This is a genomic window from Paenibacillus sp. sgz302190 (assembly GCF_059820445.1).
The window spans coordinates 134,110-148,216 of record NZ_JBZYAO010000012.1 but is presented as its reverse complement, the minus strand read 5'-3'; the positions used below and the strand labels follow the sequence as shown (position 1 = coordinate 148,216).

The following is a 14,107-nucleotide window of genomic DNA, read 5'->3' as shown; positions in this document are numbered from 1 at the left end:
TTCTATTGTAATGGAAGAAGGGCTCATATTACAGATAAAAATAGGAATCCGGCAAGCAATTCAGCGCTTATTTTCATGTAAATACTCCTTTATAGGTATAGAGAATTTGAAGGTTTTGCTTTATCTTATTATTATCTTATTAACTGCATTAACAAATCCAGAGAGGTTTTGGTGGTTAAATGTTTAACGCCTTTATTGCTTTTATCAGCATTATGCTTCTTGGAGTGGTCATCTTCATTAAGCTATGGTGGGACGGCTCGTCTACGAGCCTTGCATTCACAAAATGGTTTTTTATCATTTTTTTCATAGCGGCGCTGATTGTCGGGGCGTGTACTTTCGCAGGAATGATTCAATTTTAGGGTTCTGCAGTAGAATGGAGGATATGGATGAAAGGCTTGAAGCAAGGAAAACGATGGATTTCCATGATGCTTATCGTCTTGGTTATTTTTGGGGTGTCATCCGGCGGGTATGCCATTGCTGCGGATCCGGCTGTCCTGGATCAAGAGCAGGCAAGTGGGAGCGGGAATAGTTGGGTCAACCATGACTATCAGCGTTATCAAACATTTACTCCGGCAATTAGCGGCAATCTCAGCAAAATCGATCTCAACACAGCCGGCTCATACGGCTCGACCGGGGCCCTTCAGTTGAGCATTTATAAAGAAGGCGATCTTGCGACTCCGCTTGCAACAGCGCAAACGGCGGCTGGATCAGGCTGGGTATCGTTCGATTTCTCCGGGGCGGCGCCATATTTGAAGAGGGAAACGATGTATAGAATGATTGCCTCAACGGAAAACGGAGGATCTGCCGGGTTTGGATGGTACATGATCGGCGGCGATGTTTATACAAGAGGGTTCTCTCCGGCTCTTGGTTACGACTACTCCTTCAGAACGTACATGATCGCGGATCATTCGATATCCCCGGCAGAGAGCGGGATCTCAAGCGCGCAATCCAGCCTTGCAGCGGACGGGACAAGCCAGACGGCCATTACCGTGAAGCTGAAAGACGCGCAGGGCAATGCTTGGACGACTGGAGGCTCGACGGTCGTTGTTGCGACGACACTGGGTACGGTAGGCCCAGTGACGGATAACGGCGACGGCACCTATACGGCGACATTGACGGCTCCGACGACGACGGGCACCGCGACGGTGAGCGCGAGTGTCGGCGGAAGCGCGCTGACGTCGACGTCGAGCGTGCAGTTCGTGCCCGGAGCGGCATCGGCGGCGAAGAGCACGCTGGCAGTAGGCAGCGCGTCGATGGCTGCCGATGGGACAAGTCAGACGACGGTTACCGTGAAACTGATAGACGCGCAGGGGAATGCTTTGACGACCGGTGGAGCGACGGTCGTGGTTGCGACGACACTGGGCACGGTAGGCCCAGTGACGGATAAAGGCAACGGCAGCTACACGGCGACGCTGACGGCCCCGACGACGGTCGGCGCCGCGACGGTGAGCGCGAGCGTAGGCGGAAGTGCGCTGACGGCGACGGTGAGCGTGCAGTTCGTGCCCGGAGCGGCGTCGACGGCGAAGAGCACGGTCACCGTGGGCAGCGCGACGCTGACAGCCGACGGTGCAAGCCAGACTGCGGTCAGCGTTAGGCTGAAGGACGCGCAGGGCAATGCCTTGACGACCGGCGGAGCGGCGGTCGTAGTTGCGACGACATTGGGCACGGTAGGCCCAGTGACGGATAACGGAGACGGCAGCTACGCGGCGACGCTGACGGCCCCGACGACGGCGGGCACCGCGACGGTGAGTGCGAGCGCAGGCGGAAGTGCGCTGACGTCAACGGCGAGCGTGCAGTTCTTGCCTGGAGCGGCGTCGACGGCGAAGAGCACGGTCACCGTGGGCAGCGCGACGCTGACGGCTGACGGTGCAAGCCAGACTGCTGTCAGCGTGAAGCTGAAGGACGCGCAGGGGAATGCCTTGACGACCGGCGGAGCGGCGGTCGTAGTAGCGACAACACTGGGCACGGTAGGCCCAGTGACGGATAACGGAGACGGCAGCTACGCGGCGACATTGACGGCTCCGACGACGACGGGCACCGCGACGGTGAGCGCGAGCGTAGGCGGAAGTGCGCTGACGTCGACGGCGAGCGTGCAGTTCGTGCCTGGAGCGGTTTCGGCGGCGACAAGCACGGTCACCGTGGGCAGCGCGACGCTGACAGCCGACGGTGCAAGCCAGACTGCGGTCAGTGTGAAGCTGAAGGACGCGCAGGGGAATGCATTGACGACCGGCGGAGCGACGGTTGTAGTTGCGACAACACTGGGCACGGTAGGCCCAGTGACGGATAACGGAGACGGCAGCTACGCGGCGACGCTGACGGCCCCGACGACGGCGGGCACCGCGACGGTGAGCGCGAGTGTCGGCGGAAGTGCGCTGACGGCGACGGCGAGCGTGCAGTTCGTGCCCGGAGCGGTGTCGGCGGCGACAAGCACGGTCACCGTGGGCAGCGCGACGCTGACAGCCGACGGTGCAAGCCAGACTGCGGTCAGTGTGAAGCTGAAGGACGCGCAGGGGAATGCATTGACGACCGGCGGAGCGACGGTTGTAGTTGCGACAACACTGGGCACGGTAGGCCCAGTGACGGATAACGGAGACGGCAGCTACGCGGCGACGCTGACGGCCCCGACGACGGCGGGCACCGCGACGGTGAGCGCGAGTGTCGGCGGAAGTGCGCTGACGGCGACGGCGAGCGTGCAGTTCGTGCCCGGAGCGGTGTCGGCGGCGACAAGCACGGTCACCGTGGGCAGCGCGACGCTGACAGCCGACGGTGCAAGCCAGACTGCGGTTAGCGTTAGGTTGAAGGACGCGCAGGGGAATGCATTGACGACCGGAGGAGCAACGGTCGTGATCTCATCGACACTGGGCATGGTAGGCCCAGTGACGGATAACGGAGACGGCAGCTACGCAGCGACGCTGACGGCCCCGACGACGGCGGGCACCGCGACGGTGAGCGCGAGCGTAGGCGGGAGTGCGCTGACGTCAACGGCGAGCGTGCAGTTCGTGCCTGGAGCGGCGTCGACGGCGAAGAGCACGGTCACAGCGGGCAGCGCGTCGCTGACCGCCGACGGTGCAAGCCAGACTGCGGTTAGCGTTAGGTTGAAGGACGCGCAGGGGAATGCCTTGACGACCGGCGGAGCGACGGTCGTGATCACATCAACACTGGGCACGGTAGGCCCAGTGTCGGATAACGGAGACGGCAGCTACGCGGCGACGCTGACGGCCCCGACGACGGCGGGCACCGCGACGGTGAGCGCGAGCGTAGGCGGAAGCGCGCTGACAGCGACGGCGAGCGTGCAGTTCGTGCCCGGAGCGGTGTCGGCGGCGACAAGCACGGTCACCGTGGGCAGCGCGACGCTGGCAGCCGACGGTGCAAGCCAGACTGCGGTCAGTGTGAAGCTGAAGGACGCGCAGGGCAATGCCTTGACGACCGGTGGAGCGACGATCGTGATCGCCTCGACACTGGGCACGGTAGGCCCAGTGACGGATAACGGAGACGGCAGCTACGTGGCGACGCTGACGGCCCCGACGACGACGGGCACCGCGACGGTGAGCGCGAGCGTAGGCGGAAGTGTGCTGTCGGCGACGGCGAGCGTTCAGTTTCTCCATGGAGAGGTGAGTTCATCTCGCTCAACGGTTGCCGCAAGCGATCTTGTCGTACGGGCGGATGGCAGCAGCAAAGCCTCGATCTTCGTGAAGCTGAAGGACGATTACGACCATCCGATTGCCGGAAAACGGGTACTGCTCGAAGCGAATGGCGGACGATCGGTCATCGATGTCGTTTACGGATTGACCAATGCGGATGGTCTTGCCTTATTTGCGGTAAGCAATACAACGGCAGAGAACGTGACTTATTTTGCAAAGGAAGAAGCAAGCGGTCTATCGTTGGACCAAACCGTGAATATTAGGTTTACATACGATCAGCCTCCGAATATCGTGTTGCAAGCGGCTCCTGCCGGTCCAACCTTCGGAAGCGTGACCGTTACCGTAACGGCGTCGGTTTATGGTCAATTCAATAACGTCTCTTCGATCAAATGGGCAGCAGGAAACCGTCCTGTCTCGTATTTTGGGACGCAGGGCGTAGAAATCACGGACCATTTTACCGTACAAGAGAACGGGGTTTATTCAGTCTATGTGGCCGATGCGGCGGGCAACGCGAACGTTAGCTCGATTGAAGTCCGGAACATCGTTCCTTTGAGCGGCAATGCGAGCTTGAGCAGCTGGCAGCTTATGGGATTGGGCGGGACGGTAAAGTTCGATTTTGACCCGGGGACAGTGAACTATACGGTAGACGTAAGCCATTCGGTTTATGGCTTGAAAATGGTGCTGACAGCCTCGGACGTCTATTCTGCCGTCTACGTGAACGGATTGCAGGTTGCGGGCAGCCCGATGACCGGTGAATATTCGCTTGCAACAGGCAAAAACACGTTCGAAGTCAATGTCAAAGCGCAAGACGGTTCAGTTAAAACATATACGCTGAGCGTGATTCGTTCGGCTGCAAGCTCCGGTTCCGATTCTGGTTCGACTTCAAGCTCGTCAAGCCATTCGTCGCCCGGCAATTCGATCGCGGCTTGGATCAATGATGCAAAGGTGTCCGGGATTGCCACACTTCAAACAGATGCCAATGGAGTGAAGTCCGTTGATGTTCGATTGGATAAGGATACTTTAAAGAAGGTGCTTGACTCTTTATCCTCCTCGCCTGAACGGAATCTCTCGGTATCGATTGAAGATGAGGCGGACCAAACAGCGCTGCGGCTTCCCGATGAAGCTGTCAAGCTCCTTGCCGGGAAAGCGGATAAGATCACTTTAAAAACTCAGCATGGCCAGTATCGCTTGCCTCTGGCGGAAGTCGTAAATCAGGAGTCCGAGTGGACGAACGATGCGGAAGTTCAAATAACGATCGAGCGCGGCAAAATTGAAGCGATACCCGGACTGCAGGATGCGGCGAATAAAGGCGGTTTCCGGTTGGCGGCGGATCCGATTCATTTTAACGTATATGTGACGCATCATGGCGAGAAAAGCGAGATTTCCGGCTTCAACCGCTATGTACAAAGGGTTCTCTATTTGCCGGCGGATGCCGGAACGGCTGCAACGGCCGTGGTATGGGATCCGACATTCGGTGTACGTCCGGTGCCGACGGAATTTGCCAAAGTTGACGGACATCAGGCGGCCGTTATTCGCAGCCTCACGAACAGCGTTTATGCATTGGTATCCAAAACGTCCCAATTTACAGATATTCAAGGACATTGGGCCGCGGCTGAAATTGGCAGGATGAATAGCAGAATGATCGTACTTGGCGTAGATGAAAACCGGTTTGCTCCCGAAGCCGTTATTACGCGGGCTGAACTCGCCGCTTTGCTTGCGAGAGCGTTGGGCTTGCCGGAGGGCGGAGATCGTGCCGGTTTCCGAGACGTGAGCGAGTCGATCTGGTACAGCCGGGCCGTGAAAGCAGTTCAAGCATACGGAATTATGGACGGTTTCGGTGACGGAACGTTTGGGCCCAACCGAGAGGTTTCGCGGCAAGAAGCGATCGTAACGATCGTTCGGGCGCTGCGCATGGCCGATGCCGCTTCGGTGACGAGCAATGCCGGGGCGCAAGTGAACTTGGCCGCCTACACCGACAGCAATCAAATCGGCGGCTGGGCGAGCGATGCGATACGTACAGCCATTCATATAGGCTTGGTGAAGGGGTATGGCAATGAATTGCGTCCGCAGAAGCCGTTAACTCGTGCCGAGACGACCGTACTTCTTTACCGGATGCTGCAAAAAGCGGGATTAATCGATGGATAAGCTTGAATCAGGAGACGGGCCGAGGGGCTCGTCTCTTTACTTTGCGGTTCAATGTCACCGGCAAAAGCATTCCAAAGAAAATGGAACGATAATGATCGAAATTTATATTTGATTACGCTTTCACTTGGGAAAATCATCAAAAAAACAAAATAAAGCCCCGTATTCTTATTTTACATAAACGGTAATTAGGGGTACCATTTGATTCAACAACTTCACATCATAAATCAAATCGCTGAGTCCCTGAAAGGGGAGCGGGGGAACCACCAGAAACCGATCCGAACAGGGGGCGGTTTTGCGGGGTGAATCTAAAGCAGGCGTTTGCTTGCCGCAGTAGGGCACTCTCAAGCCCGAATCCGACAGCTAACCTCGTAAGCGTATTGAGAGAGACCTTCGATCGTGCTTTCAGCAGTTCGTTTCTTTACGTTGAAAAGAAGCCCGAGAGTAGAATTTCTCTGCTCTCAGGCTTCTTTTTGCTTTTTTTCCACACATTGAGGAGAGTGACTGTAAATGTATCCTGAACCCATGACAGCACTGCAAGAAGAACGCACAAAAAATTGTAAAATTGTCAGGATCGAATATTTTCGATTTAATTCCGAGCTAACGGACAAGCTGATGCCCGGACATGGAACTGACTATCATTGCGGTATCCTGGCGATTTCAACAGGCGGTGCAGTGTACGGTATCGGAGAATTCATCATGCCAAGCTGCGCTGTGAAAGGTGATCTCGTACAGTGGGTAAGTGTTTTCCAGAGGATCAAAGGTCTAACTCTCGAAGATGGACTGCATTACATTCAGCGGAATAAGGAGCAGTGGGGTCTTGCCAGAACGCAATTAATCGAATCGGCATTCAACGATTTGGATGAAAAGCTGAGACACTCATCTGCCGGCGGCAATGAATCGGGTTTCTTAGGGGATCATGCTTATTTATTTGACCGTTCAGAGGCATATGTCTCTTTTTAGGGCAGATGTGTGGGGAATTTTAATCATTTTTTACGTTTTTTTAATGCATGGACCCGGATTCTTTTACCTCCTTTTTACAGCGTTCCGTATTAAGATCTCAATGTGACCGTGGGGAAAGCCGAGAAAGGGCAGTACCACGTGTTAAAAATTGGGCTTATGATTAGCCGCAATGACATGGAGGAGTAAGAAATGAATGAATCGGAGTTTATATTGGTTGCAGCTCCTACGAAAGCCGGCGAGCAATTTATTCGTCATTTAAAGTTTAAAGGGCTGCCTTGTGCGGTTGTAACGAACAATAGACAGGACCAGCAGCGCTTTTCCAAGCTTGGTGTGAATCATATCATGATTGTGGATACGGTCGAACATGAGACTTGGGTCGCTCCCGAATATCCGATAGGTAAAATCTTTTTGTTTGAAAATAGTTTGCCTTTATGCTGCCGCTATCTTCAAATCACCCGCAAATGGACTTCAAAAGCGGTCTATGTCATTACCGAACGCGACTATGCCAGGCTTATTTACAAAGGGCTTGGCGCCGATCATGTCATTTATTCAAGGGCAGGCAACGTTACATTTTTACTCGATTAGCACGGTAAAATTTACAATTCGTCGCCTTACTGGATGACGAACAGCGGCAGTGTGACGGGCTCGTCCTCGGGGTCCGCCGACAATTCCCTAAAGTTATTGCTGAATAGTGAACCAGCAGATACAATTTCAGGAGAGGGGGGACATTTGATGAGAATAAAGCCGCATACGTTCAACAGTGTCAAATACAAGATTTTGTTTGTCAACCTGATTTTGATGATTTCATTCAATCTGCTTATCATTTATTTTTGGAATTACCGGACTTCGGAGGATACCCGGGAGTCGGCGGGCAACTACATCAACGACATGTTGAGAGTTTCCGGCAACAATCTGGAAGTGGCTCTCAAAGATATTTATGCGCTGGTGTCGATTACATCGACAGAAAGCGATATTGTCGCCATTTTGTCGAAAAGAGAGGAATCGACAGGACTTTCCTATTTGCAAGAAAACAGGAAAATTGACGATTATTTGGTCAATTTGTTCACATACAAGCATTATTTGAACGATATTATGATTGCCAATTTAAACGGAAGGACGTTTTCGAACGGAAATACAATTTCCTGGGAATTCCTTACCAAGCAGAGCTGGTATCCCCGATTGATCAATGACGAAGGGGCGTCTGTGTTCATTCCTCCCCATTATAATTCGGATAATCCTTATATTACGCCTTACCGGGACGATAGAGTGGCTTCGATCGCCCGTCCCATTAAATATCAAGACAGCGTGATCGGGTTCGTGATCGCCGATATCAAAAGCGATTTGCTGCGCGACATGTTCGCAAGCAACCTGAACAAGGTGAACATTTTGATCGCCGACCGCAGTTCGAACGAGATCGTCTACAATTCGCAGAAGGAGAAGATGCCCGATCCGGATATCAGCGCTATGATCGGCGGCATGCAGGGAAACGAGGGCAGCTTCTACAGTCAGATCGATCATGAGGATAATTTGATCGTATACCGTTATTCGCCTACGACGAATTGGATGCTGATCGGCATCGTTCCGAAAAAGATTTTGCTCGAGGAATTCAGTAAAACGAGAAACAGCTCGCTGCTGCTTTCCATCGCATTTTGCCTGATCGCCCTGCTGGTTTCCACGGTGGCGTCCTCCTATTTGACCAGACCGATTCTGAGATTGAACCGCGCAATCAAACAAATTGACGGCAACCATCTGGATGTACAATTGGAGATCGATTCGAACGATGAGATCGGCCAGTTGTCCCGGCAATTCAACTCCATGGTGCATCGGATCAAAGATTTGATCCAGGATACGAAACAGCGCGAGCAGGATAAGCGCAAAGCGGAGATGCGCGCATTGCAGGCGCAAATCAACCCTCACTTTTTATATAATACGCTGAATACGATCAAATATTTGTCCATTTACCAAGGGGCCGATAACATTCACGATGTGGCCGAGTCTTTATCGAGATTGATGCACATCAACATGCAGGACAAGGTGTTCATCACGATTGAGGAAGAAATCGAGTACCTGAAGAGCTATTTAAATATTCAAGAGTACAAGTACAGCAATAAGTTCACCTACAGCTTTTCCATCAGCGAGAGTGTGAAGCCTTATTTGATCCCCAAATTGCTGCTGCAGCCTTTCATAGAAAATTGCCTGATCCATGGCATTGGACCTAAGAAGGACATGGGAGCCATTCTCATCAAAGGATACGCGGAAGGCAAGAAGCTTGTTTTTAAAATTCAGGATAACGGCGCAGGCATCGGGGAGAACACGATAGAAGACATCGTTGCGAACGGCAATTCCGCAGGCCATGTAGGCATCCGGAACGTCATCTCCAGAATTAAGACCAACTTTGGGGACGATTACGGCGTAAGCATCGTTAGCGAACGTAACCTCTACACCATTGTCGAGGTCACCTTACCTGTCATTACCAACGAGGAGATGGAGCGATATGTTTAACATCCTGATTGTGGACGATGAATTGCTGCCCCGGACCCATTTGAAATTTATGATCAATTGGGAACAGCACGGCTTGACGATTTGCGGCGAAGCGCCTAACGGTGCGGAGGCGGTGGCCTTTATGGAGCGGCAAAAGGCGGATATGATCATTTCGGACATTCGGATGCCGCATATGGACGGTATAGAATTATCGGGCGTCGTTCATAGAAGGTGGCCGGACACGGTGCTGATTATGCTCAGCAGCTACGACGACTTCGACCTTGTGCGGGAGACGCTGCGCAACGGCGCAATGGACTATTTGCTGAAGCATCGTCTGAATAAAGATATCTTGCTGGAGACGCTGGAGCGGGCCAAAGAACGCATTCGCCGGCGCAGTCCGCTGCAATTGGAAAGGCCGCGGGCAGACCAACTGTATGCGCTTCGTGAAAAGTTCATCATCCAACTGCTGAGCGGCTATTATCACGATAACGATGAAATCCGCGATCATATGAAGGCGCTCCAATTGAATCTTGGCACTGCGAACCTGGTGCCGATTGTGATGGAGGTCGACGATTTCCACGGCATCGTGGCCAAGCGGGGGTTAAAAGAAGAATCCATTCTGAGATTCGCCATCGTCAACATAGTGGAAGAAATATTTGGCGACCACGGGAACGGGGTCGTCTCTCATATCGCGGGCGGCAGGTTTATTATGCTGCTCTCTTTCGTTACTGTGCGAAGCCGCCATGCCGTCGACCATGCGTTGACCGAAATTTTGAACCGCACGAGCATCTGCTTGAAAAAATTCGTCAAAGTTTCCGCGAGTTTCAGTATCGGAAGCTTGTGCGCCGATTTAGGGCAAGTGGCCGGCAGCTATGAAGCGGCGGCGCAATCTTTGCAGGGGAAATTTTTTATGGGGAAAAACAGCATCGTCAAAAGCTTTCGTCCCGTAAGCGGCGAGCATGCCATGACGGGCCTGGCGATTGAGGACGAAAAAGAACTGATCGCCAGCTTAAAACGGATCGACGAAGAACAAACGATGCGCGTGTTGGACAACATTTTCACGCAAGTTAAGCGGAATCAAGCGAGTCTTGCCAGTTCCAAAATGATGTTCAACGAACTGCTGGGCATCGTCAGCCGCCAATATAAAGAAAATTCGCTTGATGTCCGGGCGATTTACAAAAATAATGAAGTGCCGCACGAGGTGCTGGCCCAATTGGAAACGTTGCAGGAAATCCGGGAATGGATTACCGGCTTATTCCGCGAACTGCTGCGGCTGCTGCATTTGAGCGCCAAAGAGCAGTACTCTTTTCATATCCAAAAGGCGGTTCGACATATGAACCAGCACTATCACGAAGCTTTATCTCTGGCCGGCGTCGCCGAATCGATCGGCATTAGCAGCAACTATTTAAGCTCGCAGTTTAAAGAGGAAGTCGGCGTCGGGTTCGTCGATTACCTGAACGATTTGCGGGTGGAGAAAGCGAAACAACTGCTGAAGGGCGGCAAAACCGAGCTGAAGGATATCCCGGAACAGTGCGGATTCAGCAATTACAACTACTTCCTGCACGTGTTCAAAAAAAAGCTGGGCATCACGCCCAAAGAGTTCGTGAATGTCAGAGATAGCGAGTAACGATGCCTGAATCGGAAAATATCGTAGCGAATCGGAAGATATCATAATTTTTTCCGCGTGCGGCTGTCGTATAGTTGTTTTTAGAAATAACGTTCTTATACATGAAGGAGGGGCAATATCATGAAAAAGATTGCAGGAAGCCTGATCGTTCTTTCACTGGCTGCATCGCTTTCCGCTTGCGGAAACAATGCGGCTCCCAGCGGCGGCAGCAGCTCGCCGGCCGGCACGGCGGGTCAGAGCAAAGCAACGGCCGAAGCTTCGAAGAAAGTGAAAGAGATTTCGCTGTTGATGTTCACCGACTGGTACAAACCGGGGATACAAGCGATTGAGAAAGATGTGAACGACCATGCCGATCAGCTCGGATTCAAGCTCAATATCGAGAAGGTGGCCGGCGGCAAACAGGGCGAGGATTTATACAAAGCGAGAGCCGCTGCCGGCGAACTGCCTATGTTGATCTCCAATTACGGAGTCAACTGGCTGAATGGAAACATGGGTGGTTTGGACCATTTTCAGGAAATCGGCGGCGATTGGACCAAAAATATCCCCGATTCGATCATGAGCGCGCCGCAGTTCACGTATCAAGGCAAAGTATACGGAATCCCTTTTGACAGCATTAACGTTTCAGGCATTTTCTATAATAAGAAAGTTTTTGAAAAGCTGAACATTGCCGTACCGCAAACGTATCAGGACTTCCTGGCCGCGTGCGAGAAAATTAAAGCTGCCGGCATTACGCCGATTTATTTGCCTGCCAAAGATACGTGGACGGTCAATATTTTCGATCACGAAGGCTGGTTGCGGGAGAATAAGCCGCTGACGGACGTTTTTGCCAAAATCAATGCGAATCAGGCGCATTATGCCGATTTTCCGCTGGTCAAGGATGCATTGGTCAAGCACAAAGAGCTGCTGGATAAAGGCTACATTCAAAAAAATTATTTGGCCGATACGTATGACGGCTCGCAAAAAGCGCTAGTCGATGGAACCGCTGCGATGACGATTAATGCGACCTGGATTATGGATGAAATCAAGAAGAAATTCCCCGACCAGGCCAAAGATATCGGCGCTTTCCGGGTACCTTTCGACGAAGATAAGAAAACGAGTTTGTTCGTTCCTTTTAATTTATCGGTGACCGATCAATTCAAGGATAAAGAGCTGCTGAAAAAGTTCATCGATTACTTCACCTCAGTGCCGACGCAGCAAAAGTTTTTTGACGCGCAAGGCGGGATTACGTATCAGAAGGGTGTTACGGCCAGCATTTTGCCCGCGCAGGAGGATCTTAAGAAAATCATCGACGCCGGCAACGGGGACAGCTTCTGGGGGAATTTGAACTTGTATGATTTTGGCGATCAGAATGCCGACATTTTGGACTATTTCCTCGGCGGCAAAACGCCGGATCAAATTTTGAAAAATATGGACGACGCTACAGCCAAAAGCGCGAAAGCGAAAAACGACCCGAATTGGAAAAAATAAAGAAATAAGGACGGGGAGCCGGTTCTTTCTTGAGACCGGCTCCTTGCAAATAAAGAAGGTGGAGAAATGAGCAGCAGCCTGAAAAAAAGCTACCCGCTCACGATGTTGATTCCGGGATGCCTTATCTTTTTCGTGTTTTTCGTCATTCCCACGCTGCAAGGGGTATATTATTCCTTCACGGACTGGGACGGATTCCACGCGCGCTGGATCGGGTTGGACAATTTTGCATCGTTTTTTTCCAATCCCAGCCTCAAGCATATTGTCGGCAATACGGTCATTTTCACAGCGGTAACAACGGTGAGTAAAGTGGCGCTGGGCCTTTTGTTGGCCGTTTTTCTGAACCGGGAGCTGAAAAGCAGAGGGTTTTTGCGGACTGTTTTTTATTCCCCGGCCATTCTCAGCAACGTTGCCGTCGGCTTGATTTTCGTCGCTATTCTGCATCCCGAAACGGGGATTCTCAACAAATTTTTGAATGAAATCGGGCTAGGGGCGCTCGCGCACGATTGGCTGCACGATCCCAAGATTGCGCTGTACGCTGCTTCGGCGGTGGAGATATGGAAATGGACGGGATTCAATATGGTCATCATTTTGTCCGGCTTGCAGACGATTTCGAAGGATTATTACGAAGCTGCAGAGATCGCAGGGGCTACATCCGGTCAAAAGTTCGTTCACATTACGCTGCCGTTAGTTATGCCGGCCTTCAATAACATTCTCATTTTGAATCTGATAGGCGGTTTGAAAGTGTTCGATATGATTTCAGCGACTACGGGCGGAGGACCGGGAACGACAACCGAAGTCATCAATACGTGGATTTACAAATCCTACGGCGCCTCAAGGCTCGGCGAGTCCAGCGCCGGAAGTGTTGTGCTGGCAGTGTTGGTAGCGCTTGTATCCGTGTCCACGTATTACGTGCTCAGGAAGAGGGAGGTGGAGCTTTAGATGGAGCGGAAACTCGGCAGAAACGTATCCGAATTTGCAGCTTTGATCATCGGGCTGCTGGTTCTAATCCCCTTTTATATGCTGCTCGTCAATTCATTGAAAGATCAGACGCAAGCCTCGCTTATGGGGCTGTCGCTGCCATCGGCGATTCATTTTGATAATTTCGCCACCGTCATTCGGGAAGCCAAGATCGGCAATGCTTTTAAAAACAGCCTGATTATTACTATCGTTTCCGTCACGCTGCTGGTCGTGTTCTCGGCCATGGCCGGGTATGTGATTCAGCGCAAGAAATCGAAAACAACGGAACTGATCAACCTGATTATCGTATTCGGCCTGGTCATTCCGCAGTTTATCGTGCCTACCTACATTCTTGCGAAAAAGCTGCATCTGACGGGCGGATTGGAAGCGATGATCCTGGTTTGCGTCGCTCTTAATTTCCCGGTAGGTGTTTTCTTATACAGCGGTTTTTTCAAAACGATTCCAAGAGAAATCGACGAATCCGCTTTATTGGACGGGTGCGGACCCTACACCTTGTTTTTCCGCATTATTTATCCGCTGCTGACGCCCGTTACCGTGACGAATATCGTCATTCAATTCCTGGCGGTATGGAACGATTTCAGCACTTCCGTCTACTTTCTTAACTCGCAGTCCAAATACAATCTGGTTATGACCACTTTTCTGTTTTTCGGAGCGCATTCGGCGAACTGGAACTTGGTATTTGCCGATCTGGTGCTCGTATCTTTGCCGGTTTTGGTCGTATACGTGTTTTTGCAAAAGTATGTGATTTCCGGTTTAACGAGCGGTGCCGTGAAAAGCTAGACGGTTACAAGCTGGAGATGCAAATGTT

The 14,107-nt window shown here is 52.1% G+C and carries 8 protein-coding genes and 1 riboswitch; all 8 genes read left to right on the top strand.

The features are described from left to right. Positions 1-386 precede the first annotated feature (386 nt). The 8 genes from AC6RNO_RS15675 (at position 387) to AC6RNO_RS15640 (ending at position 14,079) form a co-directional block, all read left to right on the top strand. Positions 387-5,786, top strand: a complete 5,400-nt coding sequence (locus AC6RNO_RS15675; RefSeq protein ID WP_497105989.1) for an invasin domain 3-containing protein — start codon at positions 387-389, stop codon at positions 5,784-5,786. 220 nt (positions 5,787-6,006) lie between these two features. Further along, positions 6,007-6,177: riboswitch (cyclic di-AMP (ydaO/yuaA leader) on the top strand. Between the two features lie 116 nt (positions 6,178-6,293). Beyond that, positions 6,294-6,746: a hypothetical protein gene (locus AC6RNO_RS15670; RefSeq protein ID WP_488436007.1), complete on the top strand. Its 453-nt coding sequence runs from the start codon at positions 6,294-6,296 to the stop codon at positions 6,744-6,746. 189 nt (positions 6,747-6,935) lie between these two features. Beyond that, positions 6,936-7,331 (top strand): hypothetical protein, encoded by a 396-nt coding sequence (locus tag AC6RNO_RS15665; RefSeq protein WP_497105988.1) that lies wholly within the window; start codon positions 6,936-6,938, stop codon positions 7,329-7,331. Positions 7,332-7,478: 147 nt separating this feature from the next. Further along, positions 7,479-9,248 (top strand): histidine kinase, encoded by a 1,770-nt coding sequence (locus AC6RNO_RS15660; RefSeq protein ID WP_497105987.1) that lies wholly within the window; start codon positions 7,479-7,481, stop codon positions 9,246-9,248. Then, positions 9,241-10,854 carry a response regulator gene (locus tag AC6RNO_RS15655; RefSeq protein WP_497105986.1) on the top strand — a complete coding sequence of 538 codons (1,614 nt, stop codon included), beginning with the start codon at positions 9,241-9,243 and terminating at the stop codon, positions 10,852-10,854. Before AC6RNO_RS15660 ends, AC6RNO_RS15655 begins: the two co-directional genes overlap by 8 nt. A 120-nt stretch (positions 10,855-10,974) precedes the next feature. Then, complete coding sequence (locus tag AC6RNO_RS15650) at positions 10,975-12,321, top strand: extracellular solute-binding protein (RefSeq protein WP_497105985.1); 1,347 nt, start codon at positions 10,975-10,977, stop codon at positions 12,319-12,321. Between the two features lie 66 nt (positions 12,322-12,387). Continuing rightward, positions 12,388-13,260, top strand: coding sequence for a carbohydrate ABC transporter permease (locus tag AC6RNO_RS15645; RefSeq protein ID WP_474684805.1), 873 nt, complete (start codon positions 12,388-12,390; stop codon positions 13,258-13,260). Beyond that, the gene (locus AC6RNO_RS15640) at positions 13,261-14,079 is read left to right on the top strand and encodes an ABC transporter permease subunit (RefSeq protein ID WP_497105984.1); all 819 of its coding nucleotides are present in this window, start codon (positions 13,261-13,263) and stop codon (positions 14,077-14,079) included. It abuts the gene before it with no gap. Positions 14,080-14,107 lie beyond the last annotated feature (28 nt).

Coding starts and splice junctions, on each gene's coding strand:
- AC6RNO_RS15670 (WP_488436007.1), top strand. CDS start 6,294: ATGTATCCTGAACCCATGACAGCACTGCAAGAAGAACGCACAAAAAAT.
- AC6RNO_RS15675 (WP_497105989.1), top strand. CDS start 387: ATGAAAGGCTTGAAGCAAGGAAAACGATGGATTTCCATGATGCTTATC.
- AC6RNO_RS15660 (WP_497105987.1), top strand. CDS start 7,479: ATGAGAATAAAGCCGCATACGTTCAACAGTGTCAAATACAAGATTTTG.
- AC6RNO_RS15655 (WP_497105986.1), top strand. CDS start 9,241: ATGTTTAACATCCTGATTGTGGACGATGAATTGCTGCCCCGGACCCAT.
- AC6RNO_RS15650 (WP_497105985.1), top strand. CDS start 10,975: ATGAAAAAGATTGCAGGAAGCCTGATCGTTCTTTCACTGGCTGCATCG.
- AC6RNO_RS15645 (WP_474684805.1), top strand. CDS start 12,388: ATGAGCAGCAGCCTGAAAAAAAGCTACCCGCTCACGATGTTGATTCCG.
- AC6RNO_RS15665 (WP_497105988.1), top strand. CDS start 6,936: ATGAATGAATCGGAGTTTATATTGGTTGCAGCTCCTACGAAAGCCGGC.
- AC6RNO_RS15640 (WP_497105984.1), top strand. CDS start 13,261: ATGGAGCGGAAACTCGGCAGAAACGTATCCGAATTTGCAGCTTTGATC.